Source organism: Paenibacillus sp. FSL L8-0436 (assembly GCF_038593025.1).
Lineage (GTDB): Bacteria > Bacillota > Bacilli > Paenibacillales > Paenibacillaceae > Paenibacillus_AQ.
Genome location: NZ_CP151955.1, coordinates 1,001,154 through 1,026,195, shown reverse-complemented (window position 1 = coordinate 1,026,195; position 25,042 = coordinate 1,001,154). Strand labels below are relative to the sequence as shown.

Annotated in this window: 18 protein-coding genes and 1 pseudogene; 10 read left to right on the top strand and 9 right to left on the bottom strand. The window is 51.8% G+C overall.

Annotation, left to right across the window (positions count from 1 at the left end; all coding sequences use genetic code 11):
* Window positions 1-192: 192 nt before the first annotated feature.
* Window positions 193-927, bottom strand: coding sequence for a YceI family protein (locus tag NSS79_RS04755; protein WP_342438472.1), 735 nt, complete (start codon window positions 925-927; stop codon window positions 193-195).
* Window positions 928-1,115: 188 nt separating this feature from the next.
* Between NSS79_RS04755 and NSS79_RS04750 the strand changes: the two genes are divergently transcribed.
* The 3 genes from NSS79_RS04750 (at window position 1,116) to NSS79_RS04740 (ending at window position 3,771) form a co-directional block, all read left to right on the top strand.
* A complete protein-coding gene (locus tag NSS79_RS04750) occupies window positions 1,116-1,796 on the top strand; it encodes a response regulator transcription factor (RefSeq protein ID WP_342438471.1) in 681 nt (226 codons plus the stop codon).
* Complete coding sequence (locus NSS79_RS04745; RefSeq protein ID WP_342438470.1) at window positions 1,784-3,184, top strand: HAMP domain-containing sensor histidine kinase; 1,401 nt, start codon at window positions 1,784-1,786, stop codon at window positions 3,182-3,184. The genes NSS79_RS04750 and NSS79_RS04745 overlap by 13 nt, the downstream gene beginning before the upstream one ends.
* A gap of 89 nt (window positions 3,185-3,273) precedes the next feature.
* Window positions 3,274-3,771, top strand: coding sequence for a hypothetical protein (locus NSS79_RS04740; protein WP_342438469.1), 498 nt, complete (start codon window positions 3,274-3,276; stop codon window positions 3,769-3,771).
* A gap of 117 nt (window positions 3,772-3,888) precedes the next feature.
* On the opposite strand, the gene NSS79_RS04735 is transcribed toward NSS79_RS04740, so the two are convergent.
* The gene (locus NSS79_RS04735; RefSeq protein ID WP_342438468.1) at window positions 3,889-4,812 is read right to left on the bottom strand and encodes a DUF6612 family protein; all 924 of its coding nucleotides are present in this window, start codon (window positions 4,810-4,812) and stop codon (window positions 3,889-3,891) included.
* Between the two features lie 252 nt (window positions 4,813-5,064).
* Here NSS79_RS04735 and NSS79_RS04730 point away from each other — a divergent pair, with 252 nt between their 5' ends.
* A complete protein-coding gene (locus NSS79_RS04730) occupies window positions 5,065-6,522 on the top strand; it encodes an amidase family protein (RefSeq protein WP_342438467.1) in 1,458 nt (485 codons plus the stop codon).
* A gap of 12 nt (window positions 6,523-6,534) precedes the next feature.
* On the opposite strand, the gene NSS79_RS04725 is transcribed toward NSS79_RS04730, so the two are convergent.
* Together NSS79_RS04725 and NSS79_RS04720 are read right to left on the bottom strand one after the other, a co-directional pair.
* On the bottom strand, window positions 6,535-6,852 hold the full coding sequence (locus NSS79_RS04725; protein ID WP_342438466.1) for a YciI family protein: 318 nt from the start codon (window positions 6,850-6,852) through the stop codon (window positions 6,535-6,537).
* 13 nt (window positions 6,853-6,865) lie between these two features.
* Window positions 6,866-7,423, bottom strand: coding sequence for a DUF1273 domain-containing protein (locus tag NSS79_RS04720; RefSeq protein ID WP_342438465.1), 558 nt, complete (start codon window positions 7,421-7,423; stop codon window positions 6,866-6,868).
* A gap of 258 nt (window positions 7,424-7,681) precedes the next feature.
* On the opposite strand from NSS79_RS04720, the pseudogene NSS79_RS04715 reads away from it, so the two are divergent.
* The 3 genes and pseudogenes from NSS79_RS04715 to NSS79_RS04705 all read left to right on the top strand — a co-directional run bounded on the left by NSS79_RS04715 (window position 7,682) and on the right by NSS79_RS04705 (window position 11,659).
* Window positions 7,682-9,344, top strand: a pseudogene (locus NSS79_RS04715) (spore germination protein).
* Between the two features lie 25 nt (window positions 9,345-9,369).
* Window positions 9,370-10,473: a GerAB/ArcD/ProY family transporter gene (locus tag NSS79_RS04710; protein WP_342438464.1), complete on the top strand. Its 1,104-nt coding sequence runs from the start codon at window positions 9,370-9,372 to the stop codon at window positions 10,471-10,473.
* The gene (locus NSS79_RS04705; protein WP_342438463.1) at window positions 10,466-11,659 is read left to right on the top strand and encodes a Ger(x)C family spore germination protein; all 1,194 of its coding nucleotides are present in this window, start codon (window positions 10,466-10,468) and stop codon (window positions 11,657-11,659) included. Before NSS79_RS04710 ends, NSS79_RS04705 begins: the two co-directional genes overlap by 8 nt.
* Before the next feature lie 167 nt (window positions 11,660-11,826).
* Here NSS79_RS04705 and NSS79_RS04700 read toward each other — a convergent pair whose 3' ends face one another.
* Window positions 11,827-13,857 carry a beta-galactosidase gene (locus NSS79_RS04700; protein WP_342438462.1) on the bottom strand — a complete coding sequence of 677 codons (2,031 nt, stop codon included), beginning with the start codon at window positions 13,855-13,857 and terminating at the stop codon, window positions 11,827-11,829.
* Window positions 13,858-13,969: 112 nt separating this feature from the next.
* Here NSS79_RS04700 and NSS79_RS04695 point away from each other — a divergent pair, with 112 nt between their 5' ends.
* The gene (locus tag NSS79_RS04695; protein ID WP_342440299.1) at window positions 13,970-14,812 is read left to right on the top strand and encodes an AraC family transcriptional regulator; all 843 of its coding nucleotides are present in this window, start codon (window positions 13,970-13,972) and stop codon (window positions 14,810-14,812) included.
* 391 nt (window positions 14,813-15,203) lie between these two features.
* Here the strand turns inward: NSS79_RS04695 and NSS79_RS04690 are convergent, their stop codons facing one another.
* The 4 genes from NSS79_RS04690 to NSS79_RS04675 form a co-directional block, all read right to left on the bottom strand.
* Window positions 15,204-17,210, bottom strand: coding sequence for a beta-galactosidase (locus tag NSS79_RS04690; RefSeq protein ID WP_342438461.1), 2,007 nt, complete (start codon window positions 17,208-17,210; stop codon window positions 15,204-15,206).
* 157 nt (window positions 17,211-17,367) lie between these two features.
* Complete coding sequence (locus NSS79_RS04685) at window positions 17,368-18,675, bottom strand: ABC transporter substrate-binding protein (protein ID WP_342438460.1); 1,308 nt, start codon at window positions 18,673-18,675, stop codon at window positions 17,368-17,370.
* A 58-nt stretch (window positions 18,676-18,733) separates the two neighbouring features.
* Entirely contained in the window at window positions 18,734-19,567 is an 834-nt protein-coding gene (locus NSS79_RS04680) for a carbohydrate ABC transporter permease (RefSeq protein WP_342438459.1), read from the bottom strand.
* Window positions 19,567-20,448: a sugar ABC transporter permease gene (locus NSS79_RS04675; protein WP_342438458.1), complete on the bottom strand. Its 882-nt coding sequence runs from the start codon at window positions 20,446-20,448 to the stop codon at window positions 19,567-19,569. Before NSS79_RS04675 ends, NSS79_RS04680 begins: the two co-directional genes overlap by 1 nt.
* A gap of 133 nt (window positions 20,449-20,581) precedes the next feature.
* On the opposite strand from NSS79_RS04675, the gene NSS79_RS04670 reads away from it, so the two are divergent.
* On the top strand, window positions 20,582-22,405 hold the full coding sequence (locus tag NSS79_RS04670; protein WP_342438457.1) for a sensor histidine kinase: 1,824 nt from the start codon (window positions 20,582-20,584) through the stop codon (window positions 22,403-22,405).
* Window positions 22,402-24,063 carry a helix-turn-helix domain-containing protein gene (locus tag NSS79_RS04665; protein WP_342438456.1) on the top strand — a complete coding sequence of 554 codons (1,662 nt, stop codon included), beginning with the start codon at window positions 22,402-22,404 and terminating at the stop codon, window positions 24,061-24,063. The genes NSS79_RS04670 and NSS79_RS04665 overlap by 4 nt, the downstream gene beginning before the upstream one ends.
* The last annotated feature ends 979 nt before the right edge of the window (window positions 24,064-25,042 follow it).

Below are 25,042 nucleotides of genomic sequence, written 5' to 3'. Positions count from 1 at the left end.
TGACTCTCAAAGTTTGACAACTTGTTCGAGCCCCTCCTCTTCTTAAAGCAAGTGTTTGAACCACAAACAAAGAGCAGGGTTTCTCCAATAACGGGAGAAACCCTGCTCTTTTCATTTTACAGCCCTGCACTGAAGTAGACTTCCACTTATAAGAGCGACAGGCACAAACAGTCGTGATAGACTCTGTATATTCTATTTAGTAAGTGTAAGTTCCAGGCGTACTTCGAGATTGTTCTCCGTATCCAGTACGATGGAATGTGGACTTACCATGCCGAAATCCTCAAACGTTACGGTTGTTGTTCCCGACAGCAGAAGCTGTCCTCCGCTGTATACGGCCTGTGACTGGAAAGTCACGTCCTTCTCAATCCCTTTGACCGTAAGTGTCCCTTGCATCTCCACGGGTACCGCGGTGCCTTCCGTCCATTCTGCCGGCAGTTCGGAGAACGACTTCACGGTGAAGGTCGACTGCGGGAACTGCGTTACCGCGAGGTAATCATCGCTTTTGACATGCTCATCTCTTTGAGCGTTTTCGGAATCCAGCGCGCTCATCTCCAGAGTCCCTTCCCCGGTCATTGCGGCGGCATCCTCAAGATTCACATTCCAGGTTCCCTGAACTTTTTCATTTACAAAATTCACTGTCTCTTTGGAGGTCGTCACCGACCAATAGACCTTGGAAGTGTCAGCAATACTCCAGGCCCCGTTCAATTGTTCCGCTGTAACAGCAGCACCGGAAGCTGTTTCTCCACTCGCATTTGCATTTGCGTTCGCGGCAGCCGTGCCCGCACTATTCGTTCCCTGTTCCTGTGCAGGAATAACAGACTCGATTTCAACGTTATTGCCCAAACTGTTGTTCAAGAAGGCAAAGGCCGTAACGGCTCCGATGATAACGACTCCTGTGGCAATCCAGACCCATGTTTTTTTGTTCATCCTTATTCCCTCCATCCATTTTCTATGCGCCCTTAGGCTTGTTTCCCATTCTAACAAAGCAATATGTCGGGAATAAGTCAAAGCACACGCCTGCACAATGTGGTAAACTTGTCGTAAATTTTAATTAAACTGCAGCCGCTGTCCGTATGGCAGTCAACCTGCCGGACGTGTTCAAGGAGGCACTAGATATGAAGTCGATTCTAATTGTTGAAGATGAGGAAGCCATTGCCCGGGTACTTAGTGCCTATCTCAAAAAAGCCGGCTTCCACGTAACCCGCGCCGCCGACGGACGCGCCGCACTGGAAGCCTTTGAAGTTTCCCCTCCCGCTCTGATCCTGCTCGACATTATGCTGCCGAACATGGACGGCTTCGAACTGCTTGGCCTGATCCGTGAGAAAAGCAGCTGCCCTGTCATCATGCTGACAGCCCGGGACGGCATCAATGACCGGCTGGCCGGATTAGACGGCGGCGCTGACGATTATATGTCCAAGCCCTTTATCCCGGAAGAAGTAGTAGCCCGCGTAAACGCAGTGCTGCGCCGCCCTTCCCAGTGGTCTGACGGCAGCCGTAAACGCCATTTCGGCAGTCTGTTCATCGACTTTTCAGCACGCAGCCTCTTCCTGAACGGTGCCGAGGTCAGCCTCAGCCCGCGCGATATGTCGGTGATGTTATTTTTGGCTGAACGCCCGAATCAAATTTGCACTAGAGAACAGCTGATTGAGCAGGTATGGGAAATGGACTATGAGGGCAGCGACCGTGCCGTAGATCTGTCGATCAAAAGACTGCGCCAGGCACTCTCACACTGGCCGGCGGATGAAGGGGAGATTCGCACGCTCAGAGGAACGGGGTATCAATTATGGACAACCTGAAGAAACGCACTTCCATCCTCTTCTATTGGACTGTCCGCTACCTGCTGATTATCAGCATAGGATTGCTGCTCACCGCACTCGTCACTTTCTGGTGGATTCAGCAGGAAGCGATGAACAACCGCATGCAGACCACCGGTCTGCTGGCCCAGGAGATCGCCGACCGCAGTGTCGGGACGGACGGAAACATGAACATCAGTCCAACTCTGAGCAAGCTGGTTGAGGACCGCAAGCGCTTCTTCAAATTAACGGTGGAAATGTGCGTGATCATCACAGATAAAGAGGGACAGCTGCTGTTCTCTGAGCCGCCGCTCAGCGAGGAAGCGATGCGGCATAAGCTCAATGATACGTTAACCGATTCCCGCAGCCCGGAGTTCAAGGCTGCTGTCGCCCAAATCCAAGGAGACGGTGAAGCGCTGGGGCAGGTCATTGTCCTACAGTCCAAACGTTCCCTGCGCCATATCCCGAAGGAAGAGATTACCTTCTTCTTTATTCTCGTCGTCTTTCTGATCATCTTAAGCTGGCTGACCATCTATCTCCTCTCCAGCAAGCTGGCCAAACCGATTCAGAAAGTGGCTGCCGCCGCCGCACAAATCAGCGGCGGCCAGTATAACATTGTTCTGGAGACAGGGGCCAAGGAAAGAGAGATTCACGAGCTGCTGATGTCCTTTCAGGAGATGGCGGGAAAGCTGCAGCAATTCGAGCAGTCGCGCGCGGTCATGCTGGCCGGAGTCTCCCATGAGCTGAAGACACCGGTCACTTCGATCAAAGGGCTGGTCCATGCCGTCCGTGAAGGTGTGGTCGAAGGGGAGGAAGCCGGGGAATTTCTTGATATCGCTTTGCTGGAAGCAAGCCGATTGCAGCGTATGGTCGCTGACCTGCTCGACTACAACGCCCTGACTGCCGGTATTGTCGCCGTCCGCCACGACAGGCTGGATGCAGTTCGACTGCTAGAGGAAATCATCTATCAATGGAAGCTGACACAAAGCGCAGATGTCAACGAACCTCTGCTGCACATGCCGGAGAAATCCCTGTTCCTGCGGGGTGATCCGCTGCGCATCCAGCAGATTATCGTCAATTTATTGAATAACAGCGTGCAGGCCAAGAAACCGGGAAGCTGCCTCCAGCTCACCATCAGCCTCCTATTGGCTCCAGCCGGACACGCCGAGATTACTGTGGCGGACAATGGAACAGGGATTACGCCGGATAATAGAGATAAGGTCTTCGAAGCCTTCTTCCGCAGCAACGACAAGCAAAGCACGCTGCGCGGACTGGGCCTCGGTCTGACCTTCAGCCGTTTGCTCGCCGAAGCGATGGGCGGAACACTGGTGCTGGGCAGTAGCCAGGAACAAGGCTGCCGCTTCGTGCTGACACTGCCGCTGGCGCCTTGACACCCTGACAAGAGCCTGTGCAAGAAGTAGTCCGGCGCTCCTCCGCATGGTATAATCACTTACAATAAACCGTGAACCGGAGGCTGTATATGCTTACTTTTGAACAGAAATTAGCTATTCTTGATTCCTACCCCCAGCTTGAACGACGCAATGTATCGCTTGGGCGGGTGAATTATCACTTCGAGCAGAGCCGCCATGAGAAGAAAACTGTCGCTTCCCACCTGCATCCTAACGGCAATGGCTACGTGTTCGCCGGGCTCCTGCGGGGCTACGAAAGTGATGACAAGGGTCTGGTGAATATCCGCGACTATACGGAGTCTGAGCTGCGCGAGCTGCTGGATGCGTCGATCACCTCTTTGTCCATGTATATCCCGGAAGTCCCTGCACAGGGCAAAAAGAAAAAGAAAACTGCCACAGTTGCCGATACCCTTTGGGTTAATGGAGACGGACATACCTTAAGCCTGAAGCTGGAGGAAGATCTCTGGTACCTCTACGCCGGGCTTCAGCTCGAGATGGCCTTCGAGACAATCCAGGAAGCTGAAGAGTATCTGGCGGAAGAAGGTTTTGTCCCTGTCCCGGCGGAATAGACATATATTCGCCCCTATTTAATCAACAAAACAAAGCCCGGAAAGGTTCTTATGACCTTTGCCGGGCTTTGTTTTGTCTTGTGATTGTTATTATTTACTCTGTTGCAGCCGCGGTTGTTACTTTGATGCTGCTGTTGCTGAAGGCGTCTGTATTTCCTTTGCCTGCAAAGCTTCCTTCGGGACCTCGATCGCCTTGATTTCATTATGCTGCCCGATCCCATTTTTCATCTTCATATCTATGCTGACTTTCTGGCTGTCGGCGGTCATATCCATGACCATATCCACATCTGTGTGGGTCGGAAGGTACGTTTTTTGATTAACTCCATAGACGATTGTCATACTCTTAATGTCCATCTGATCCATTAAAGCCGTCATTTGCGGGTCCGCGCTGCCGCTCTGGTTCATATAGCTTTTCGCCAGTTCCTTCACATTGTCCCCTGATACCTTAGCGGTTAGAACGTAATCCTCACCCTCCTCGGTGACCTTCGTAAATTCTGCAATGGACTTAAATTGTTCCAGTTGCTTCTCCGGACTGGCCGATTGCTGCATAGCAGACATTACTTGCTCAGTCATTTCAGCAGGCATTTTTATCCACTGTCCATTGACCAAGCTAAAAGAGCCGGCATCAGTAATGTACTGCTCCATCTTTTGCTCTCCCTGACCCGCCAGATTTATCTGGATCAGCTGATGCATTTGCAGCGGGTCCTTCATATATTCTGATTTCATGGTTATTTCAACGTTTTGATCCTGGGTCGTCTCCCCTTGGGTCATGCTCATCTTCTGTGAAATCTGCGATTCCATCGCAAAGCTCTTCAGTTCCTGGCTTGCATCTGCCGTCTTCTGAATAAGCTCTTCTACAGTGGGAGTCCCCTCATTAGCAGTTTGCTCCGCAGCCGCCTTCTCTGTTGCTTCCGGTGCCGGAGCAGCAGTGGCGGATGCTTCGGCAGCATTCGTTGATTTTTCGGCAGCCTCATTGTTGCCACAGGCCGACAGGCTGACTGCCAGTGTTACTCCTAGTACGAATGTTGTCCATTTTCTCAAGATGTTGTCCTCCTAAATTTTTGTGCGCGTTACCTCACTGAATTGACTTCGACAAAAATCGCTTCGAAAGCATACGCTAAAGTTTGGTTAGCATTCATTACCCAACATCTGGAACTATCTAATCACCCTATCAAAAACAATTTGAAATCCACATGCCCCGGGAGTCGTAAAAAGAACGCTGTCAAGACACGGCAAACTATGGTTAGATGAAGGAGAACGACAAACCAAAGAGAGAAAGAAGCGTGAACCTGTATGAGTTTTGAAATCGTAGAGGCTACAATAACGGAGATTCAAACTGCGCTTGCTGCCGGAGAGATCACTTCGAAGCAGCTGGTGCTCATGTATCTTGAACGCATAGCCGACCATGACAAAAATGGCCTGACGATCAACTCCGTGCTGGAGATCAATCCGGATGCACTGTTTATCGCAGAATCTCTGGATGTAGAACGTTCGCAGCAGGGTCCCCGGGGGCCGATGCACGGCATACCGGTCTTACTGAAGGACAATATCAATACAGGGGATAAAATGCATACCAGTGCGGGATCGCTGGCTTTGGCGGATTCTTTTGCCGGTGAGGATGCCTATATCGTTACTAAACTGCGCGAAGCCGGGGCTGTTATTCTGGGAAAAGCCAACATGACCGAATTCGCCAATTTCATGACGAACGGCATGCCTTCGGGCTACAGCTCCCGGGGCGGACAGGTACTGAACCCTTATAACATATCCACACCGACAGGCGGCTCCAGCGCCGGTTCTGCGGTTGCGGTAGCCTGCAGCTTCTGCACAGTGTCCGTAGGAACGGAGACCTCCGGCTCCATCCTCAACCCCGGTAATCTCGGCTCGATCATCGGGATTAAACCGACCGTAGGCATGATCAGCCGCTCCGGCATCCTCCCGCTGTCCAATACACAGGATACTGCTGGACCTATGGCAAGAACCGTCCGCGACGCCGTACTGCTGCTGAATGCAATGCTCGGCAAGGACAGCGGCGATGCCGCCATGGGAACAAGCGCGGGCAGACTGCATGAAGATTATACCGCCTTCCTCGACCCGAACGGGCTGCAGGGGGCACGCATTGGGATTCCGCGGGATTATTATTTCGAAGAATTAACGGAAGAGCAGCTGGCATTGTTCAACGCTTCCGTGGAGAGAATGCGTGAGCTTGGAGCGACAATTATCGACCCGGCTGAGATTAAGACCGCACGCGAGATCAAATATTCCTCCGTTGTGCTGAATGAATTCAAAACCTCCATCAATGCCTATCTTGCCCGCCTGGGTCCAGGCGCTCCGATGCGCACGCTGAAGGATATTATCGACTTCAATCATGCCCATCCGGTCGAGACGCTAAGGTTCGGGCAAGCCACGCTGATTGATGCTGAATACACCTCTTCCGGCACCTTGACGGAACCGCAATACCTGCGCGACCGCGCCACTGACCTTAAGCTCTGCAAGGAACAGGGCATCGACGCCACCATGAGCGTGCACCGGCTGGATGCTCTGCTGTTCCCGGCCGACTTCGGTGCGCGGATTACCTCAAGAGCGGGATATCCGTCCATCATCGTGCCTTCCGGCTATACATCAGCCGGCGCCCCTTTCGGCGTTACCTTCTCGGCGCAGGCCTACCAGGAGCCTATGCTGATCAAGCTGGCATATGCATACGAGCAGAATTACAAGATCCGTAAAGCACCTTCGCTGCGCAGCTTTATCTAACCGGCACTTTCGTTAATCCGCAGCTATGCCCATATGCTTATTGCCTTCATGCGACAGGCCCCAGGTGCGCAGCTCGTAGCTGCGGACGCCCGAGAGGATGTAAGGGTCACGTTCGGCAATGGCCACTGCTTCTTCGTGCGATTCTGCGCGGATAATGACCATCCCGCCAGGAGCATCGCTGAACGGACCACACATCACGAGCTGCCCGCTGCGTTCCAGCTCCTGCAGATGGCGCACATGACCCCGTATAATTTCCATATCCCTGCGGTCCTGTTCGGTCGGGCTTAACAGAATGACATAACAAATATCCTCTTCATAAACAAAATTCATTGGCATTGCCTCCTCATTCATATTCACGTTGATTTTCTTCATCTGCGATATTCTGGATTTCCTCGGCATGCATCAGGAACAGGCCATAATCCCCTTCCGCATGCAGCTTCAATGCCCGCTCCTTAAAATACTTCGGGCTTCCTTCGGCAGCGTCCTCATCATAGAAGAGCAGGATGCCGTCGCTTTTGCGGAACAGCAGATCATCCCTGGCCCGGAATTGCCAGCTTCCGTCATAAGGAGCATTGCTTACAGCCCCGTAGTAATCCGCTCCGGCAATGATCCGCCGGTATTCATTCTGCTTCTCCTCCTTCCATTTCTCTTCCGGTGCGGCATGGGCTGTAATAATGCCCAGCTTCAGTCCGGGATACTGCACTTTCAGCTCAAGCACCACCTCACATGCCCAAAGATCCACTCCGTATTGTCCGGGCGTAATAATCCATTCCAGCCCCTCATCAATGAGGGGAGTCAACCTGCCTCTAAGTGCTTTTTTGATATAGGGAATGCCTTGATGTTTGCTGTCAAAAATACCGAGCTCATGCGCACGGTACCCTGTTACCAGTAAGGTTTTCATCTGCTGCCTCTTTCCTGAACGGGTAATCTTGATGCTCCTCTTTATTATGCATTATACAACATTCCCCTCCGCTAATTCCTTACCGGAAATGTACTGGCAGACAGCTAGTTGAATATTCCTGAAGACATGGATGCGCTCCTGAAATCAGAGGCATCCATTGTTGTTGAATTATATTTTTACAGAAATGACTAAACCGCAGCAAACTTTGGAAAACTTCATTTACATAGTTGTTTACTCTTAAAGCTGGGGTTGATTTCATTGCTCGCATCGATCTTATCCTATATCCCGGGCTGGGGAGTTTTTTATCAGGCTGGAATTGCTCTGCTGGTCCCCATAATTACCAGCCGTCTATACAAAACCTTGCATTCCTATGTAGGCAACGGAAGAGGACCGCAGGCCTTAGGCAACGGGAAAGTATCTAACCGCAGAACACAATCAGATACCGCCCTGCCGCAGACCGCCCCTCCCGCAGCGGCCTTCAGCGGAGATTTCGCCGCCGACCTTCACTTCATTAAGGAGGCTATCGGCGGAAACAGTGATCTCCACTTCAGGGAGTTCACGCTAACGAAGCTGCAGACTCAAGGAGTGCTTATGTATGTGGACGGCATGCAGAACGACAGGCTGCTTAATATGCAGATGATGCAGTTTCTAATGTTTGAGGCCACCGCCGATTCCTTGTCCGCCTCCGGCATCGCCGAACATCTGCTGCCCTTCAGCAATTTGCGCGAAGCCAGTAATCTGGAAGATCAACAAATCCGTCCTGTTCGGACATGCCGCTCTGCTGATTGAAGGAATGCCGAAGGGATTGCTAATCCAACTTCCTGGAGGTGCGAACCGGGCGATAGCAGAACCTGTCTCAGAAGCACTGCTGCGCGGACCACGACTCGGCTTCTCCGAGGTGCTGAGCGAGAATACCTCCATGCTGCGCCGCCAGGGATTCAGCGACCAGCTTGAAATGAAGACGTACCGGGCCGGCAGCAGCGTGCAAAAGGATTTGGTGGTTGCCTACATCAAGGATATTGTCAATCCGGAGCTGCTGGAGGAAGTACAGACCCGTATTTCCAAAATAGACATCGACTTTCTCGCTGAGTCGGGGTATATCGAGCAGTTGATTGAAGACAACTACCTAAGTCCCTTCCAGCAGGTCCAGAGTACCGAGCGACCTGACAGAGTTATAACTGCTCTGCTGGAAGGCCGCATCGCCATTCTTCTGGACGGGACGCCTTTCGCGCTGATTGTGCCGGTTACATTCAGTATGCTGCTGCAATCTCCGGAGGACTATTATGACCGGTGGCTGCCGGGATCATTTCTGCGGATGCTGCGTTTCTCCGCCGCATTTATGGCACTCATGGCTCCATCCCTTTACATTTCCTTCATTTCATTTCATCCGGGACTTATTCCTACGGAGCTGGCGATCACGATTATCAAGACCCGGCAAGGTGTGCCCTTCCCTTCACTGATCGAGGTGCTGATTTTGGAGATATCGATTGAAATTTTACGGGAGGCCGGGATCAGGCTGCCCAAACCCATCGGCCCGGCGATGGGCATCGTCGGCGGCCTGATTATTGGCGATGCAGCTGTAAATGCAGGGATTGTCAGCCCATTCCTGGTCATTGTCGTTGCGGTCACTGCCATATCCTCTTTCTCTATTCCGATGTACAGCGCCGGGATTACCTTACGGCTTCTCCGTTTTGCCGGAATGATATTTGCCGCCATTCTCGGCATGTTCGGCACGATCCTGTTTTTCCTGCTCATCTGCAGCCATCTTACCAGGCTTAAGAGCTTCGGAGTGCCCTACCTGACGCCGGTATCGCCGTTTCGTCCAAGGGATTGGAAGGATTTATTCTTCCGTGTGCCGCTCGCCATGATGAAACGCAGACCTGCAATGATGAAAACAAAAAACAGCAAACGGAGGTCATGATCACATTTATGAAGGGGGGCATCCTATGTTTACTCGTACAGATGATAAAATCAGCGCTTCACAGGCTGCCGTGTTCCTGAACAATACCGTGCTTGGCGCCGGGATCCTTACGCTGCCGCGGAGCGTGAGTCAAAGTGTGAAGACAACGGATTCCTGGCTGTCCGTGCTGCTGGGTGGTGTGATTGTGATGGCGGTGATTGTGGTGATGGTGAAGATCAGCCAGCAGTTCCCCGGAAAAACGGTTTTTCAGTATACCGGGAAGATCATTGGCCGGGTTCCTGGCGGTGTTCTTTGCCTGCTTTTAATTATCTATTTCATCATCATTGCAGGTTTTGAAATCCGCTCGCTCGCGGAGGTCACACTGTTTTTTCTGCTGGAAGGCACCCCGACATGGGCGATCATCCTTCCCTTTATCTGGGTCGGCACCTATCTCGTGTACGGCGGCATTAATTCCATTTCCAGAGTCTTTCAAATCGTGTTTCCGATCAGCATCATGATTCTGCTCATTTCTTACGCTTTCAGCCTCAATCTTTTTGATATTAATCATTTGCGTCCGGTCCTCGGCAGCGGGATTCTTCCCGTGCTCAGCGGCCTGAAATCAACAGTGCTTGTCTTTACAGGCTGTGAAGTCGTCATGACACTTGTGGCGTTCATGCAGAATCCCCGGCAGGCGCTAAAAGCGATGCTGGTGGGAATCAGCATCCCTCTCTGCCTATATCTTGTGACGGTAGTTATGGTCATCGGAGGCATCTCGATAGATTCTGCTATTACAAGCACCTGGCCCACCATTGATCTCATTCGAAGCTTTGAAATCACGGGATTTTTCTTCGAACGCATGGAATTTCCGCTTATGGTGATCTGGCTGATGCAAATGTTCTGCAACTTCAGCAGCTTCTTCTTTCAGGCCTCTCTGGGCATCTCCCAAATCTTCCGGGTTTCCATGCATCCGGTTATTTTCGCGCTTGTTCCGGTCATTTTCATTTCCGCTATGGTGCCTAAGTCTATTAATGATCTGTTTACCCTTGGCGATGCTATCGGCAAAATGGGAATCGTACTGTTCTTTTTGCTGCCGGTACTACTCTCGGCGATTTGGCTTATTCGCACGAAAGGATTGAAGCAGCATGTGTAAGCGGACACTTCCCCTCATCCTCTGCATGCTCCTGCTTCTGGTTACGCAGACAGGATGCTGGAGCAGCAGAGAAATTGAAGACCTGGCGCTGTATTCAGGCCTTTCCTTGGACACGGGCAAGCTCACTCCCACGGAACAAACGCTGGAGGAGCATGGCGGCACCTATTCCAAGCAGAACTTGATTACAGTAACGTTACAGATTGTTCCGGTTAAATCGACAGGTACAATGGCAAAACAGGCGAGCCAGCAGACCGCTCCCTATGTCAATATATCGGGAACCGGCGACTCCCTGCTTGAGATCTTCCGCCAATTCTCCATTCGCAACGAACGTCCGATCATCGGGCACCATCTCAAGGTCATTATAGTATCAACTGATCTGCTCAAGCGGCAGAAGATGGATCAGCTTATGGATTTTGTGCTCCGCGACAATGACATCCGTCCGAGTACGATGGTTTTTATCAGTGAAGGCCGCGCTGACGACACGCTCATCTCCAAGCGAACCGGTGTAATCCCTTCCTTTCATATCAAAGAAATGATCAGTAATCGATTCAGGACAAGTAAGGTGCTGAGTCCGGTCATTTTGTCACAACTGGATGCACTCATGCACTCCAAGAAGAGTTATGCTCTGCAAAACCTCATTACAGCGGATGGAGATACGGAGTTTTCGGGTGCTGCAATTATTAAAGGGGATACTGGCCACTGGATCGGAAACTTGTCACAGGAGGACACGGAGTGCCTCTCCTGGCTGACAGGTAAGGGCACAAGCGGTGCGATCAAAGCCTATGATTGGGACAATGAGCCGATGACCTACGAAATGAAGGCAATGAAGAGCAAGATCAAGGCCATTGTAGACGGGGACGACATTTCATTTGAAGTCTCTATTCGTACCGAGGGTCGACTGATAGAAACCTGGAACAAAAAGAGTTATCCTACTTCAGCTGAGTATTCAGAAAAAGTCGGCCGCATATTTAAGGAGAAGCTCGCGCAGATGATGCAAAAGCTGATGCAGAAGCTGCAAAGTGATTATAAAGCGGATGTCGCCGGCTTCGGCGAGATGCTCAGCATCCAACACCCTGCGGAATGGAAAAAGGTTAAGGAGCATTGGGACGATACGTTCAGCCGGTCGAAGATAAGTTTCAAATATGACTTAAAAATAACAGACTTCGGTTCTTCTACTGAAGAGTAAATATGGAGTTTCAATATGCTGATCCGAGCCGCTCATAAGCAAAAACAGCAGAGCAGCGATTCTCCCGCGATGGGTGAACTGCTGCTCTGCTGTTTTTGTGATGTGATGACCAGACTGCCTCATACGTAGAAATATCCACTTTGGAGACAGCCTTATTGCACTCTCGTTTAGTTCTTGTCTGACAAAATCAGGACGCCACGGCCTGGAACAACAGCGGAGCCGCTGAAGGTCTTGCCGGTCAGCAGGTCGGTGCGTTCAGTTGCGCCGATGTCTGCACTGAGATCGCCTTCTTTGTGGTTCAACAGGAACAGATAAGACACGCCATCTTTCACACGCTGAACGGATTCAATGCCTTCAGGTGCGCTTACCAGCGGCTTAATGCCGTTCTCTTTACACAGATTGGCAAGGAACCCTTGCAGGAATCCAACCTCAGGACTGCTGGCCACATAATAGGCCTTGCCTTCACCAAAGCTGTTCACAGTCAATACCGGCATGCCTTTGTAGAAGTCTGAGCCGTACTGCGCAAGCACTTCGGCACCTTCCGAGTGAATCAGATCGCATAGCAAATCGCATTTGTAGGAACCGCTTAACGTTCCCCATTCCTTGTTCATCACGATCTCATTGCTCATTCCCGGCAGCAGGGCATCGATTTCCTCGGCCCAGATGCCGAGCACCTTGCGCAGCTCTCCAGGATAGCCGCCCACCGTAACCAGATCATTTTCATTCACGATGCCGCTGAAATAAGTGGTTATGAATGTACCGCCAGCCTTCACAAAGGCCTCAACCTTCTCGGCAAATCCCGGCTTGATCATATACAGCACCGGTGCGATTACAATCTTGTACTTGGACAGGTTCTCTTCAACGCCAATCATATCGGCTTCGATATTCTGCTGATACAGTGCGTCATAATATTTGTGCACTTCGTTAACATAGTCCAGTGCTACGGATGGTCCGCTCGATAGATCAAGCGCCCAACGGTTTTCCCAGTCATAAATAATCCCGATCTGCGCCTGGCTGCGTGCATCCAGCAGTTGATCGCCAAGCTGCTCCAGCTCTTTGCCAAGCTCAGCGCATTCGCGGAAGACCCGGGTATGCTCATGTCCCACATGCTCGATAACCGCGCCATGATATTTCTCGCAAGCGCCGATGGACCGGCGGAGCTGGAAGAACAGGACGGTGTCAGCACCGCGCGCTACAGCCTGGTAGCTCCACAGGCGCATTACGCCCGGGCGCTTCAGGGAGTTGTACGGCTGCCAGTTCTGCTGGCTTGGCGTTTGCTCCATCAGCATGAAGGGCTGGCCGTTCTTGAGGCCGCGCATCAGGTCATGCGTCATGGCCGTGTGGCTGACCGGTGTATCCAGCGATGGATAGTTGTCCCATGAGATCACGTCCAGATGTTTGGCCCATTCGAAATAATCGAGTTCCGGATAGAAGCCCATCAGGTTGGTAGTAACAGGGATGTTGGTGCTATGCTCCTTGATGGCATTGTATTCAATCTTGTAGCATTCCAGCAGGCTGTACGACATAAATCTGCGGTAATCGAGGGAAATCCCCTGGAAGTTGGTGCGGTTGCCGTTCCATTCTTCGCTGAGTTCGTTCGGTACTACAATTTCTTCCCAGTCATAGAAGGTATGCCCCCAGAAACGGGTGTTCCAGGCTTTGTTCAAGCCATCCAGGGAACCGTAGCGTTCCTTCAGCCAGACACGGAACGCAGCAGCGGACTGCTCGGAATAGTCATAGCCGCCGTATTCATTGGAAATATGCCAAGCCACAAGCCCCGGATGGTCCTTATAGCGCTCAGCCAGCTTGCCTGCCAGTTTAGCCGCATATTTGCGGTATACCGCACTGTTCGGATTCGAGTTATGACGGCCGCCGAACTTGCGTTTTCTGCCCTGCACATCGACGCGGGTCACTTCGGGATAACGGTGAGCCATCCAGGCCGGATGTGCCCCGGTTCCTGTTGCCAGACATACATAGGTTCCATTCTTATATAAGCGGTCCATCAATTCATCCAGGCCGGAGAAATCGTAGATGTCTTCCGACGGTTGAATCAGTGCCCAGGAGAATACATTAATTGTGGCGACATCAATTCCCGCGAGTTTGAACATCCGTTCATCCTCAGCCCATACCGGGGCATCCCACTGCTCGGGATTGTAATCTCCACCGTACCAAATCTTTGGCAATTTATCGTTGATCACACTTTGCACATCCTTTATAGTATAAGTATATATTTATTTTAAACGGTTAACGTGTCGCTTTATATATAAAATTAAGGTCCATACATATAATAATATGGAACTACGGGAGATGATGATTGTGCCAGCGACAGCGGTACGCAGAATTGTGTTTGCCCAGGAGGGCGGACAGCAGCTGCCCATTACTCTGGACAGTATGGGCTTTAACCCTGATCAGGAAAAAGTATCCCGCCCCGAAGGCTACGACACCTATCACTGGCTTCAGACGGCCCAGGGTGAAGGCATTATATATTTTGAGAACAACCAAATCACGCTCTCCGAAGGCAGCGGCGTTCTGCTGCTGCCCGGAACTCCGCACCGCTATGAATCGCTCACTCCACATCTATGGTGCACCTATTATCTCACCTTCGGCGGCAGCTCAGCCCGGCACATCCTGGAGTCGCTGGGCATGGGCGCCAATTCCTTCTACCGGTGGGAAAGCGAAGCACCGCTTCCTCATATGCTGAAGGAGATGCTTGACCGCCATGATGCTTCGGACGACATGTTCAGCCTGGGCGTCTCCACCGACGCTTACCGCTTCCTGCTTACCTTGAGCAAATACGGCCGGCTGCATAACAATACTTCCATTTCCCGCAATGTGGACAAGCTGCAGCCGCTGCTCAAATGGATGGATGTTCATTATGGCGATCCCGATATCGGACTTTATGATCTCGCGTCCCAGCTTGAGGTATCCGGTCGTTATCTTAACAGCCTGTTTCTGCAGACCTTTGGCCTGTCTCCCTACGCCTATTTCGTCCGCCTGCGTATCCGCAAGAGCAAGGAACTGCTCGTCACCCAGCCTGACCTGACGGTAAAAGCTATCTCAAAGCTGGTCGGCTTCCGCGATGTCAGCCACTTCGTGGCCACCTTCCGCAAGCAGTCGGCGACTACACCGGAGCAATTTAGGAAGCTCCACTAACAGCTAACAGGCGCGTAGTGCTATTGGTAAACTGGTGAGGCGCGGGAGGAGATTTATAGTCACTCCGAGGAACGTCTGACATTCAGCTGTTGCTATCTTCATGAATCCTATCTCTCACTCCGCCCAGAATTACTTCTGCTGCACTTTGTGCAGCAGATCCGGCCCGATTTGGCCTTTATTCTGATTCTATTGCATTTCATGCAGCAGATTCAGCAGAATTCGATCCAAATAGCCCTTTGGTTGAATTCTGCTGCACAAAGTGCAATTGACTTGCTTGCCCCTGCCTTGTACGCGGAATCTACTGTACAAACTGCAATGAAATAGTTAATGAAAGCCAACCTCGTTCCCCTGAGCCTAAAATACAACGAGTCTGTTGCTTTCACCCTTCCTGCTACTCCGCCAGCTCCAGAATCTCCACCCCGTAAGCCTCCATCTGCAGCTCGCCCAAGCGGATCTCGCCGTTATAGAGCACACTAGGGTAACTGCCCGGCAGCGGCACGGTTTGCGGCATCCGGTTCAGGTTCAGCAGGAACAGGAAGCTGCCGTTCTCTCCGCTGCGGATTGTGGCCTGTACGCCATCCGGCAGACCCGCAAAGCGGGTTACTCCGTACTTGCCGGCCAAATCGGCCAGCAGCAGTGACCAGTAGCGATCTTCGGCATGGGTTCCGAAGTAATACACCTGCCCTTTCCCGAAGCTGTTGACAGTGACAGCCGGAATTCCGGCGTAGAAATCATCGCCGTACCAGGCGACAGGCACCGCCGTGACCGGCGTCAGCAGATCGCACCACTGGCTGCATTCGAAGGAGTTCCCTTCAGGGTCCACTAGGGTATGGACTTCCAGGCCGACGGGATCATATTCGTCAACCCGGACCCCTGCTGCATGGCTTAACAATCCCGGCAGCGGCTGCATGACGCAGACGTTGTTGCTGTCCTTAACGCCGCTGCGGTTCGTCAGAATGAGTAGACCGCCTGCCGCCGCATAAGCTTCAAGCTGCTCCGCAAGCGTCTCGTCCAGCACGTACAGGCTTGGCGCGATGACGACCTTATAGCCGTCCAGCGGTTCACCGGCACGGATTACATCGCAGCCAATCCCGAGCTTCATAAGTACCCGGTGAACCTGCTTAATGTTCTCGTAATAGTCCAGACCCCCGGCCTGTGGCTGGATGTCCAGCGCGGCCTTCTGCTCATGGGAATGCAGAATCGCCACTTCATGCTTCAGCACAGTCCCCTGCAGCCTGCCGCTGAGGCCGTTTACTTCTCCGCAGAGCTGGCTGAACTCGGCGAATCGGCGGCCCGGCACATTGCTGTGATCAATCAGGCCATGCCAATATTGCTCGGCCCCGGCGACAGCACTTCTCCAGCGGAAATGCACGATCGTATCCGCACCTCTGGCAATCGCCTGCCAGGCATAGGCGCGGATAAAACCCGGATACGGTGTCCGCCACATCGGCATCCAGCAGCCCGGTGAGCCGCTGAGCTGCTCCATGATCCAGAAGTTCTGCCGTTTAATCCCGCGAGTGACGTCCAGAGACAACGCTCCGCTATAGGGTGTAGTCTCTTGTTTGTCCGGTGAGGTGTTCGGATAATAGTCGAATGCCGCCACATCGAGGTCGGCGCCTACTGCATACATATCCAGCCGCTGCGGATAGCTGTGAAAGTTATGGGTAATAAAATGCTCCGGGCAAATCCTCCGCAGAATATCAATCTGCGTCTTCTGGAACCGGACAACCGAATCCCATTGAAAACGCTGAAAATCCAGCAGGAACGACGGATTCTGGAACGGCGAGCCGCCCAGCGGTACCGTCAGCTCATTCCAGTCGCTGTACTCCCCGCTCCAAACTACCGTTCCCCATGCTGCGTTCACGTTCTCCAGCGTGCCGTACTTTTGCCTAACCCAGCTGCGAAAAACTTCATTGCAAGTCTCGCAGTGGCAGTCAATCATGCCGAATTCATTGTCGGTCTGCCAGCCGATCACAGCAGGATGACCGCTGTAATGGCGGGCCAGCTTTTCGATAATCCGGCTGCCATATCCCCGCAGGGAAGCGCTGTTATAACAGCGGTGCCCGCGCACGCCAGGATGGAACGTCTGCCCATCGGCAAAGACCGGAAGTACATCCGGATAGCTGGTGGTCAGCCAGCGCGGCGGAGTGGCAGTTGGTGTTCCGATCACAACCTGCAATCCGTACTGATGGAACAGCTCCATAGCCCGGTCCAGCCAGGCAAAATCAAAGAAACCTTCCCTTGGCTCTAAACGGCTCCATGCGAATTCAGCAACCCGGACCACCTTGACCCCGGTTTCCTTCATTAACTGAATATCCGCTGCCCACAAGGACTCATCCCAGTGTTCCGGGTAATAATCGACGCCGACCTGCACTGCGTTATAACTGTTCAGTGTCATATCTTCCTCTCCTCCCGTTCTCATCCATCCATTTCCACTTTCCATCCTATCAAAAAGACGCCCCCGCTTCACATCAATGATGCGTTGGACGGGGACGTCCGGCAATCCACTTTATCCAATTACGGCCCTTATAGGGCTCTCTGTTTACGGTGAGACGTTATTTCTTCAGCTTGTCCCAAGCAGCCTGCATGCCTTTTTCCCAGCCGGCTTCGTCGACTTTATCGGCAACCAGCTGTTGAATGACGCTTGCGAATTCCTGTGTTACGCCATCAGGGAATTTAGAGGATTGCAGACCGTACACTTTGCCATCCTGTACATATTTCCATACATCCGAACCCAGCAAACCGATATCCTGCGGAGTAGCTTCGATTGTGGACAAGGCAGGGATAAATTTCCATTTTTTGGTGATATATTCTTTACCCATATCGGAAGTTACCAGCCAGTTCAGGAATGTCTTAGCTTCTTCTTTCGATCCGGATTCTTTGTTCACAACCAGGTTGGCAGGAATCCCAACAGTCAGCTTGTCATTTTTCTCAGCATCATCATTGATCGGCATTGGGAACATACCGATGTTCATGTCAGGTGTAATGTTGTCTACAAGTGTTTGTGCCCAGTTGCCTTCCTGCATCATAGCAGTTTCGCCATTAGCGAACATCGCCAGGTGAGTGTTGGCATCAGTAGTCAATGGGTTCTTTTGTCCATATTTCACAGTCAGCTTAAGCAGGTTGCTCCAATCTTTGAATACTGGGTTGCCCACGATCGTGGAGGTACCTGCGTTAAGTCCGCTGATGAATTCATCTACATTGTCTTGTTGTGCAAAAGCTACGCTGATGCCTTGGTTACCCAGCAGCCACCACTCTTGATAAGCGTTGCCGAAAGGAATAACATCGATAGCCTGCAATTTCTTAGCTGCTTCTTCAAGCTCAGTGATTGTTTTTGGAGTTTCAGTAATGCCGGCTTTTTCGAACAGATCTTTGTTGTACACATAACCGATACCTTCAAGGTTCATTGGCATACCGTAGGTTTTGCCGTCTTTGGTCATTGGTTCAGCCGCCAAAGGAATCAGATCCTTCACCCAAGGCTGGTCGGACAGATCTTCCAATTTATCGCCCCACAGATCCATTTCGGCATAACCGCCGTTGGAGAAAATGTCAGGTGCATCGCCGGAAGCGAATTTGGTCTTCAGCGCTGCTGCATAGTCTGCGCCACCGCCGACAGTTTGGATATCCAGCTTGATGTTAGGGTTTTCTTTTTCAAATTCAACCTTCAGCTCATTGAGGCCTTCAACGATTTCAGTCTTGAATTGGAAGATCTTAACCGTTTTAGTTTCGCCGCCTTTATTGCCAGCGCTTCCATTTTGAGCATTATTTGAAGCAGTATTGTTATTGTTGCCACCGCATGCCGCGAGCACAACAGACATCAGCAGGACGCTGGACATCATCAGTGCAGAACGTTTCTTCATCATTCTAATTTCCCCCTTGAATAAATTTACTAGCTTTTATATTTGGAACGGGGGCCCGGTGTTAACCTTTCACCGAGCCAGCCGCTATTCCTTCAACAATGTAACGCTGCATAAACAGGTAGAATATTACGATTGGAGCTACACCAAGCGCAAGCGCCGGAAGCGCCATATCCCATTGCTTCGTGTACTGCCCGAAGAACGAGAAGGTTGCCAGCGGAATGGTCCGAAGTTCCGGTGCCTGAAGAATCAGGGACGGGAGCAGGTAGTCATTCCAGATACCTAGTGCATTCAAGACGATCGTCGTCATCAGCATCGGTTTCAACAGCGGAAGCACAATCCGGAAGAAAGCACTGATCGGATTACAGCCATCCACGGTTGCCGCTTCTTCAATCTCAAGAGGCACCGATTTGATGAAACCATGGAACAGGAAGATCGCCATCGGAACACTGATCCCCAGATTGGTGATAATCAGCCCGGCGAAGGAGTTATTGACTCCAATAATATTAACGACTTTCAGGATCGGAATCATGATCGTCTGGAAAGGAACCACCATTGCCGCTACGAACAGAAGCAGCAGAATCTGATTGAACCGTGTGTTGGCGCGAACCATACGATAAGCAGCCATAGCGCTGAACAGCGAGATAAAGACAACACTGATGACTGTGACTATGATCGAATTGCGGAAAGCTTCAGAAAAGCGGGCCAATTTCCATGCATTGGAATAGTTGGACCACATGAAGACTTCCGGCCAGCTTGCCGCGTCACTCAGGATTTCCCCGAACGATTTCACCGAGTTCGCCAGCAGGAAATAAAACGGAGACAGGAAGAGCAGTGCAAGCAGGATCATGAATACTTCAATCCCGATATTCCATCTGCCTTTTGACTTTGCGTTCATTAAGCTTCCACCTCCTTGCTCTTCGTAACACGGACCTGAATCACAGTAATAATCGCCACAATTACGAAGAACAGCAGCGCTTTTGCAGTACCCAGACCGTAACGGTTGTTCAGGAAGGCTTCATTGTAAATATTCATAGCCACGGATTCCGTTGATTTGAACGGTCCGCCTTTCGTCAGGGAAAGGTTAAGGTCGAACATTTTGAAAGACCAGGAAATCGCCAGGAACAAACCGATGGTTACAGCAGGCATGATCAGCGGCACTATAATGTTGCGCAGCACCTGCATCCGGGAAGCCCCGTCAATCTCAGCCGCCTCCAGCACCTCTTTCGACACATTGCTGAGCGAAGCGATGTAGATTACCATCAGATAACCGGAAGACTGCCAGACAAAGACCATGACAATCGCCCAGAAGCCGGTTGTTGCATCACCGAGCCAAGGAAGATTGAAGAAGGACCAGCCGGTCATTCCCCCGAGCGTTGAGAACCCTTTGATGAAGATAAACTGCCATATAAAACCAAGCAACAATCCCCCGATAACATTCGGCATGAAGAAAATGGTACGGAGCATATTACGTGTTTTTAAAGGTTTTGTTAGCAGATAGGCCAGGAAAAAGCCCACTACATTGGTCAATATAACCCCCAGCAGAGTAAATCTTACTGTAAACCAGAAGGATGACCAGAAATCCGGATCATTTGTGAAAATCGCTTTAAAGTTATCAAAGCCAACCCAGCTTACATTACCAGATACGCCATTCCAGTCTGTAAAGGAATAATACATCCCCATTAGAAATGGAATAATCGTAATCAGGGTAAAGAACAATAAGGCCGGTCCGACGAAAAAAAGCTGTTGACCAAATTGGGACAACTTATTGCCGCGCATTTACCCGCCCCCCTTTCTTTTACTCACTTACTTGTTTATGATCTAAACATATTATCCGTTTTTTTGCGGACTCCTTACACCTACGCAAGTGATCTTTGAGGTGTAAAATATTGATCGGAAGTGACAAGAAGCGATGAAATGGAACAATATCCGCACCAAGCTGATCGTTTTTTTACTCCTGCCAACATTAGTCTGTATTATGGCTACGATGTATATCAGCTATTCTTATACGACGGAGTCTCTAAGAACCCGGGCCGTGGATGAGAATAAAAACCTGCTGTATCAAGGCTACAAAAATATTAATAGTCTGATCCAAGAAGTGAGCCGGCTGTCTCTGATTGCCTATTCGGATTCCGACTTTTACCGCTTGCTTGAAGCCGGATACGACGACTTGACTGCCGATATTTCGGTCTATTCCTCGCTCAATTACATCTCGACCTCCATGCCGGATATTTCACAGGTGTATCTGTACGGCGTCAAAGACGGCAAGGCAACACTGGTGACACAAAATACGACACCCAAACGCTGGCAGGCAACCGCTCCTTATGCTGATTCCCAAAACACCGGCGTCTCCCAGGTAGCTGTGCAGAGCACTCACATGAGCACCGCCTACGGGGTGACTTCACCGTTTCCGCAGTTCACTTCAGAGCCGGTGTTCACGATGCATAGAAGAATTGAGAAAATCCCGTCCTCCAAGGTCCTCGGCTATTTGTCGGTGGATGTGAGACTGACTGCACTTACCGACATTGTGGATCAATTGTATGAGCAGAATCAGGAGAACGTCTATCTGGTGGATGACAGCGGAACACTGGTCTACAGCCACGATACCGCCGCTCTGGGCAAACCGCTGAATGCTACCTGGTATAATAAGCAGATTGCAGCGAATGACCGGGATCAAGGGTATTTTGAAGAAGGCGGGGCTGTATTTATTTATCAAAAAATTGAAAGCCCCGGTCTTAGCTGGACACTGGTGAAGCAAATTCCGGTATCCTACCTGTTCCGCGAAGCTAAAGAGGCGGCACAAATCAATATCCTCCTGCTGGTCCTGCTGATGATTATGATAATCGCCTTGACGATCCTCATCTCTTTCCGGATCACGGCTCCAATCAAGCAGCTCAGCCGGTACATGACCCAAGTTCAGACCGGTAATCTTGAGATTGACATCCGCCCAACAGGCAAGGATGAGATCGGCGTGGTGACTGAACATTTCCGCAACATGATGGATACGATCAACAACCTGATTTTGCGGGAATACCGGCTGGAGCTGTCCAATAAAACCAATGAGCTGAGGGCACTGCAGGCACAGATCAACCCGCATTTCCTGAACAATACGCTGCAGATTATCGGCACGCTTGCGCTTGAATTGAAGGTGCCGCAAATCTATGGCCTGCTCTCGGCCTTGGCCAAAATGATGCGGTACAGCATGTATAATGATGAAAAGATCGTGACCATCCAGAATGAGCTGGACCATGTCAAAGCCTATATTGAGCTGCAGAAGGAACGTTTTGAAAATAAATTCAGTTTCCGCTACGATATGGAAGAATCGCTGCTCCATGCCCTGATGCCGAAGATGATTCTGCAGCCGATTGTGGAGAATTATTTCAAACACGGCTTTAATCTGTCCCGCAGTGACGGATTCATTGAGATCACAGCAGCGAAGCTGGAGTCCGGGCGGATGGAAATTAATATTCAGAACAACGGCCACTCCATCCCGCCGGCCCGGCTGGAAATGCTCCGCAAGGAGCTTCAGCAGCCCGGTTCACTGGACGTCGCCACACTGAAAAGCAGTGACAGCAAACGTGATGCTCCCGGCGCAGGCATCGGCCTGGGGAACGTGCTGGCGCGGCTGCGGCTGGTATGCGGGGATGACGCAGTCCTGACCGTGGACAATCTGGAGAGTGGCGGAGTAATAGTCAGACTGGAAATTGAAATTCTAGTGGAGAGTGAACGGATATGAAGGCGCTTATAGTAGATGATGAAGCAAGAGTCAGAAAAGCGGTAAGGCTCCTGGTTGACTGGGACGCTCATCATATTGATGAGATTCTGGAGGCGGGAAACGGCAATGAAGCGATTGAAGTCATTCGTGAGGCGAAACCGGCTCTAGTCATCATGGATATGATGATGGAATCGGGCAACGGAGTTGAGCTGATGACCTGGGTCAATGAATTCGCCGGAAACACCAAATTCATTGTGGTCAGCGGGCATAATGATTTTGACTTCGTACGTCAGACTGTCCGCAACGGCGGCATTGATTATATCCTCAAGCCGATTGAAGCTGAAGCGATCAATACCGCGGTCTCCAAGGCGGTAGCCGCCTGGCGGTCCGAGGAAGAGGAACGCAGCCAGCGGCAGCAGCAGAGCATCCGGCTGAACGAGATCAAACCGATTTACGGGGAGAAACTGCTCTCGGCACTGATAGACGATCCCATCAATTCCGAAGCTTCGCTGCGCAGACTGGTAAGCGAGGGGGTTATTCCGGGGAATGCCGAATCCTCCCGGCTGATTCTCGTACAGACAGACTGCGGGAACAATCCGCTGCTGAAACGGTTCGGCGGTGACAGCGAGCTGCTCTATTACGCCATTGTGAACATCTGCAATGAATTCCTGCACCCGCAAAACAAAGGCATCGCCTTTCGCTATTGGGGCGGGCCTCCGGAGATCGCAATCATTCTGTGGGATGTGCAGGAATCTGTAGTGGAGCTGATCAGCCGGATCAATCAGGGGATTTACCGTACCCTGCAGTTCCGGATGCACTTTGGCATCAGCAATACAGGAAGCCTGCCGCACCGGCTGCCGGTGCAACGCACAGAAGCCGCCGAAGCATTGCTCCGGCGGAATTTGTTAAGTCATGAGGATTATTGCCATTTCTCTTCTTCAACCGATGCACACGGCAAGACCGTTAGTCCATCCGGGGATGGGAGCGCCAGCCACGGAGCTCCCGTCATTTTCGCCCATGTTCAGGAGGATTGGAAATTGGCTGTGATCAGCGGAAACAACGAAGCGCTGTCAGACGCGGCGCAGCATTGGACCCATGAACTAAGCCGCGGAGGCGTCGTTACTCCCGACATGCTAAATGCCTGGAAGGCCGATGTCCTGCTGTTCCGTACCCGGCTGGTGCGTGACGCTTTGGGCGTACGGGCAGACGCCGCTCTGGCAGAGCTGGAGCATGCCGACCAGTTGAACCCGGCTCCTTATACCAACGGATATTCTTTCTCTCTGTTTGCCTGGCGCGATTGGTCCTTTGCCCTGATGCAGCGCCTGTCGCAGGAGCTTTCAGCAAGACAGGTCAAAGAGAGCAATCCGATGTCAGACATCGTCCGGTACGTCGAGCAGAACTATGCATCCGACCTCTCCCTGCAGGAGGTAGCCGGCAAATTCTACGTTAGCCGTGAATATGTCTCCCGCAAATTCAAACAGGAATATGGCATCAACTTCTCGGACTATATCGGCAACGTCCGCATTGAGAAGGCCAAGCTGCTGCTGCAGAATCCCAACCTGAAGCTGTCGCAAATCTCGGAAATGGTCGGTTTCCATGATGTAAAATATTTCAGCAAGGTATTCAAGAAGCAGGTCGGCAGCTCACCGAAGGACTACCGTATCCAGAAAAATATTTAAGATTGCGGGAGCTGCCGTAGCAGCTCTTAGCAGCTTTTAGTAGCTTTTTGCTCTTTGTAGCTACCATTATCCGGGAATTTCGCCCGATTCCGGATGCTGACTGTCCATGCGATCGGTGTCGGTACTCAGCGCTTTAACGGGAATATGCAAACTGGGAAGAACCCATGTGTATCTATGTGAGATCTCGTAAGATTGCCGCGAGACTCCAATGAGATTTCAGTGAGTTCCCAGTCAGGTCCAAGTGATTTCCAAGTGAGATTCGGAGACCATGGATGACGGTACCCAAGGAAACCGGCTATACGATACACTTAGCGGAGAATCCTCCCGCTATTTTGCTCGAAATGCCCTTTTTGGGAGCATTAGTGGAAAAATTTACCGGTAATTTGAGCAAGTTGCCTGAAATACTTTGAATCAGCAAATTTAGCGGGAGAAATTCCCGCTCCACTATGAGTTAACCTCATAGTCAAAGAAATAGCGGGCACTATTCCCGCAATAGATGCAATCCGCACCCAGGCCGCAGCGCCGCCTGCTGTATGCGGCCATACTCACCGGCGGCGGCCTACCTTCCAGTCGCCGCCTGCAGTCCCGGCGGCGGCCTGCCTTCGAGCCGCTGCCTGCAGTCCCGGCAGCGGCACGCCTTCGAGCCGCTGCCTGCAGTCCCGGCGGCGGCCTGCCTTCGAGCCGCTGCCTGTATGCCCGGCGGCGGCCTGCCTTCGAGCCGCTGCCTGCAGTCCCGGCAGCGGCCTGCCTTCGAGCCGCTGCCTGTATGCCCGGCGGAGGCCTGCCTTCGAGCCGCTGCCTGCAGTCCCGGCAGCAGCCTGCCTTCGAGCCGCTGCCTGCAGTCCCAGCGGCGGCCTGTCTTCGATCCGCTGCCTGTTATCCCGGCAGCGGCCTGCCTTCGAGCCGCTGCCTGCAGTCCCGGCGGCGGCCTGCCTTCGAGTCCACGCCTGTAGTCCCGACGGCGGCCTACCTTCGAGCC

Bases quoted from the DNA above. Each gene is read 5' to 3' on its own strand.
- NSS79_RS04755 (WP_342438472.1), bottom strand. From the start codon at position 927: ATGAACAAAAAAACATGGGTCTGGATTGCCACAGGAGTCGTTATCATC.
- NSS79_RS04750 (WP_342438471.1), top strand. From the start codon at position 1,116: ATGAAGTCGATTCTAATTGTTGAAGATGAGGAAGCCATTGCCCGGGTA.
- NSS79_RS04745 (WP_342438470.1), top strand. From the start codon at position 1,784: ATGGACAACCTGAAGAAACGCACTTCCATCCTCTTCTATTGGACTGTC.
- NSS79_RS04740 (WP_342438469.1), top strand. From the start codon at position 3,274: ATGCTTACTTTTGAACAGAAATTAGCTATTCTTGATTCCTACCCCCAG.
- NSS79_RS04730 (WP_342438467.1), top strand. From the start codon at position 5,065: ATGAGTTTTGAAATCGTAGAGGCTACAATAACGGAGATTCAAACTGCG.
- NSS79_RS04725 (WP_342438466.1), bottom strand. From the start codon at position 6,852: ATGAATTTTGTTTATGAAGAGGATATTTGTTATGTCATTCTGTTAAGC.
- NSS79_RS04720 (WP_342438465.1), bottom strand. From the start codon at position 7,423: ATGAAAACCTTACTGGTAACAGGGTACCGTGCGCATGAGCTCGGTATT.
- NSS79_RS04710 (WP_342438464.1), top strand. From the start codon at position 9,370: ATGTTTACTCGTACAGATGATAAAATCAGCGCTTCACAGGCTGCCGTG.
- NSS79_RS04705 (WP_342438463.1), top strand. From the start codon at position 10,466: ATGTGTAAGCGGACACTTCCCCTCATCCTCTGCATGCTCCTGCTTCTG.
- NSS79_RS04695 (WP_342440299.1), top strand. From the start codon at position 13,970: ATGATTGTGCCAGCGACAGCGGTACGCAGAATTGTGTTTGCCCAGGAG.
- NSS79_RS04690 (WP_342438461.1), bottom strand. From the start codon at position 17,210: ATGACACTGAACAGTTATAACGCAGTGCAGGTCGGCGTCGATTATTAC.
- NSS79_RS04685 (WP_342438460.1), bottom strand. From the start codon at position 18,675: ATGATGAAGAAACGTTCTGCACTGATGATGTCCAGCGTCCTGCTGATG.
- NSS79_RS04680 (WP_342438459.1), bottom strand. From the start codon at position 19,567: ATGAACGCAAAGTCAAAAGGCAGATGGAATATCGGGATTGAAGTATTC.
- NSS79_RS04675 (WP_342438458.1), bottom strand. From the start codon at position 20,448: ATGCGCGGCAATAAGTTGTCCCAATTTGGTCAACAGCTTTTTTTCGTC.
- NSS79_RS04670 (WP_342438457.1), top strand. From the start codon at position 20,582: ATGAAATGGAACAATATCCGCACCAAGCTGATCGTTTTTTTACTCCTG.
- NSS79_RS04665 (WP_342438456.1), top strand. From the start codon at position 22,402: ATGAAGGCGCTTATAGTAGATGATGAAGCAAGAGTCAGAAAAGCGGTA.